Genomic DNA, 3,725 nt, shown 5'->3' on the forward strand with positions numbered 1-3,725 from the left:
GCGTCCTGGCCAGCACGGCGACGGCCCGGGAGCCCATGTGCTTCTCCTCGCACACGACCCAGCGCACCCCCGCGGCGGCGAACTCCTCGAACGCCTCGTGCGGGTGCTCCAGGTAGCCGTCCAGCTTGGACGTCTCCGGCGGCGCCATGGTGGGCGGCAGGTAGACCAGCCAGCGCGGGTCCACCGCGAACCGGCTCATGACCTCCAGGGCGGCGGCCGCGTTCTCCTCCAGGACCTTGACCCTGGGGCCGAACCCGGTCTCGACGTACCGGGTGCCGGTCACGTCGTTGATGTCCAGCATGCCGGGATCGCGGGCCGGGCCGCCGAGTGGCTTGGCAGGCTCGTACCAGACCTTCTCCGCGGGGACCTGGACGATCTGGCGCTCGGGGTAGCGCAGCGCGGTCAGGTGGCCGCCGAAGACGCAGCCGGTGTCGAGGCAGATCGTGTTGTTCACCCACTCGGGGCGGAGCGTGGGGGTGTGGCCGTAGACGACCATGGCCCTGCCGCGGTACTCCTCCGCCCACGGGTAGCGGACCGGCAGGCCGTACTCGTCGGTCTCGCCGGTCGTGTCGCCGTACAGGGCGAACGCGCGGACCCGGCCGGAGGCGCGGCCGTGGTAGGTCTCCTTGAGGCCCGCGTGCGCGACGACCAGCTGGCCGCCGTCGAGCCGGTAGTGGCTGCGCAGGCCGTCCATGAAGGCCCTGGCCCGCTCCACGAACTCGGGCGGCTGCTCGGCGAGCTGGTCGAGCGACTCCTGCAGGCCGTGCGCGACCTTGACCTTGCGCCCGTTGAGCGCGCGCGCCAGCTTCTGCTCGTGGTTGCCGGCCACGCAGATCGCGGTGCCCGCCTCGACCATGTCCATCACCAGGCGCAGCACGCCGGGCGTGTCGGGCCCGCGGTCCACCAGGTCGCCGACGAACACGGCGGTGCGGCCCTCCGGGTGCGCCAGCCCCCCTGGCAGGCGCTGCCAGCCGAGCCTGCGCAGCAGCGTCTCCAGCTCGGAGCGGCAGCCGTGGATGTCGCCGATGATGTCGAAGGGGCCCGTCAGCTCGGTCTTGTCGGACCACGCCTTCTCGTACGTGATCACCGTGTCGTCGATCTCGTCGAGGCCGCGCAGCACGTGCACCCGCCTGAAGCCGTCGTTCGAGATCCTGCTCAGCGAGCGCCGCAGGTCCTTGCGCTGGCGGATCACCACGCCGCGGCCGAAGTCGCGGTCGGGGCGGACGGCGTTGCGCTCGATGGCCACCTCCTCCGGCACGTCGAGCACGATCGCGTCGCACAGCACGTCGTGCTGCCTGGCCAGCTCGATCAGGCTCTTGCGGGCGGCGTACTGGACGTTGGTGGCGTCGACCACGGTGAACAGGCCCCTGGCCAGCCGCACGCCGACGATGTGGTGCAGCAGGTCGAACGCCGCGGGGGTGGCCGCCTGGTCGTTCTCGTCGTCGGCGACCAGCCCGCGGCAGAAGTCGGACGAGATGACCTGCGTGGGCTTGAAGTGCTTCCTGGCGAACGTCGACTTGCCGCTGCCCGAGACGCCGACGAGCACCACCAGGGACAGCTCAGGAACGCTGATCACGGGTGAACACTCCCATCTGGGTGGGCGGGCCGACCTCGGGGTCGTCGTCGCCGACCGGCTCGAACGCGACGTGGTAGCCGTACTCGCCGGCCACGCGGGTGGCCCAGGCGGCGAACTCGGCGCGGGTCCACTCGAAGCGGTGGTCGCGGTGGCGCAGCCCGGTCAGGAACTCATAGCGGACGTTGTACTCGATGTTGGGGGTGGTGACCAGCACGTGCCGGGGGCTGGCGTGGCCGAACACGACGTGCTCGAGCGCGGCCAGCCGGGGCGGGTCGACGTGCTCGATCACCTCCATGAGCACCCCGGCGTCGTAGCCGGACAGGCGCTTGTCGGTGTACGTCAGCGCGCCCTGGAACAGGGTGAGCCTGGCGCGCTTGCTGTCGGGCATGCGGTCGAGGCGCAGCTTGCGGGCGGCGATGGTGAGCGCCATCGCCGACACGTCCATGCCGCTCACCCTGGAGAACCTGGGCCTGCCCAGCAGCGCGCCGACCAGCTCGCCCTGGCCGCAGCCCAGGTCGATCACGCTGACCGCGCCCAGCTCCTCCAGCTTGGCCAGCACCGCTTCGCGGCGGGTGATGTTCAGGGGCTTCCTCTTCGTGGCCTCTTCCGGGGAGGCATCGCCCTGGACCTCGGCCTCCGCGGCGGCCGCCTCGTCGGCGGCGGTCTCCCCGGCGGGCGCGTCCTCCTCGACCGCGGGCTCCAGCTCCTCCTCGGTCTCGTCGCCCAGCTCCGCCAGCCGCGCCAGCGCGGTGCGGGCCAGCGCCCAGCGCCGCCCCAGGTAGCGCCGGGTGATCAGGCCGCGTTCGGGGTGGCCGTGCAGCCATCCCTCGCCGGCCCTGATCAGCTTGTCGACCTCGTCGGGCGCGATCCAGTAGTGCTTGCCGTCGTCGAGCACGGGCAGCAGCACGTACAGGTGGTTGAGCGCGTCGGCGAGGCGCGCCGTCCCGCGCAGGGTGAGCCGGACATAGCGCGACTCACCCCACTCGGGAAAGCCCTCGTCGAGCGGCAACGCCTGCGCGTCCACCTCCCACCCGAGCGGCTCGAACAGCCGCGCCGCCAGCTCTGGGCCGCCCCGGCAGGGCAGCGCGGGCAGCCGCAGCTCCAGCGGCAGCGGCGTGCCGGGCAGCTCCGGCCTGGCCTTGCACCGGCCGGACCGAGCGGTGCGGAACACGTCGGCCAGCGCCACGGCCAGCAGCGACGAGGCCGCGTAGGGGCGGTCGTTGACGTACTGCGACAGGCTGAAGTCGGGCGAGCTCTTGCCGCGCGACCTGACCAGCGCGATCGGGTCCACCTCGAGCATGAGCGCCACCGTGCAGCGCTCGTCGCCCGCCTCGGGGTAGAACACCCTGGCAGTGCCGAACGACTGACCGAACTCCTGCACCCGCTCAGGATGCTTGTGCAGGAGGAAGCCCAGGTCGGTGGCGGGCCTCGCGGTGGTCGTGATCGTCAGCAGCACGCCCCAAGTCTGCCGTACCCCCGCGAAGCGCCGCCATTCGATTACTAGACGTGCGGGAGCACCTCGGCGGCGATCAGCTCCAGGTGCTCCAGGTCCGACAGATCCAGGATCTGGAGGTAGAGCCGCTCCGCGCCCAGCTCGGCGAACTTCCCGATCTTCTCCAGCACCTCGGCGGGGGTACCGGCCAGGCCGTTCTCCCGCAGCGTGTCGGGGTTCTCGCCGACGGCGGCGGCGCGCCGCTCGACCTCGGCCCGGTCGCGGCCCACGATGGTGGTCTGCGCCACCGAGTAGACCATGCTGCGCCCGGTGGTCTCGCAGGCCTCGCGCACCCGCCCGAACCCCTCCGCCGTGTCGGACAGCGTGCGGAACGGCAGGTTGTACTCGTCCGCGTACGCCGCCGCCAGCCGCGGCGTGCGCTTGGCGCCGAAACCGCCGATGATGACCGGCGGCCGGGGCCTCTGCACCGGCTTGGGCAACGCGGGCGAGTCGACGACCCGGTAGTACCTGCCCTCGAACGAGAAGCCCTTCTCCGCGGCCCACAGGCCCGTGATGATCTCGAGCTGCTCCTCGAACCGCCCGAACCGCTCGTTCTGCGGCGGGAACGGGATGCCGTACGCCGCGTGCTCGGCATCGAACCAGCCGGTGCCGAAGCCCAGCTCGACCCGGCCGCCGCTCATCTGGTCGACCTGCGCG

Annotated in this window: 3 protein-coding genes; all 3 read right to left on the minus strand. The window is 72.1% G+C overall.

The features are described 5' to 3' along the window. A partial coding sequence (locus AB0J09_RS59010; RefSeq protein ID WP_360712150.1) for a polynucleotide kinase-phosphatase occupies positions 1–1,576 on the minus strand: 1,576 nt, incomplete at its 3' end. After that, the gene (locus tag AB0J09_RS59015; protein WP_360712153.1) at positions 1,560–3,032 is read right to left on the minus strand and encodes a 3' terminal RNA ribose 2'-O-methyltransferase Hen1; all 1,473 of its coding nucleotides are present in this window, start codon (positions 3,030–3,032) and stop codon (positions 1,560–1,562) included. The genes AB0J09_RS59015 and AB0J09_RS59010, both read right to left, overlap by 17 nt. Positions 3,033–3,076: 44 nt before the next feature. Beyond that, a partial coding sequence (locus AB0J09_RS59020) for an LLM class flavin-dependent oxidoreductase (protein WP_360712156.1) occupies positions 3,077–3,725 on the minus strand: 649 nt, incomplete at its 5' end.

Source organism: Nonomuraea sp. NPDC049784 (genome assembly GCF_040659615.1).
In the GTDB taxonomy this organism is placed as follows: domain Bacteria; phylum Actinomycetota; class Actinomycetes; order Streptosporangiales; family Streptosporangiaceae; genus Nonomuraea.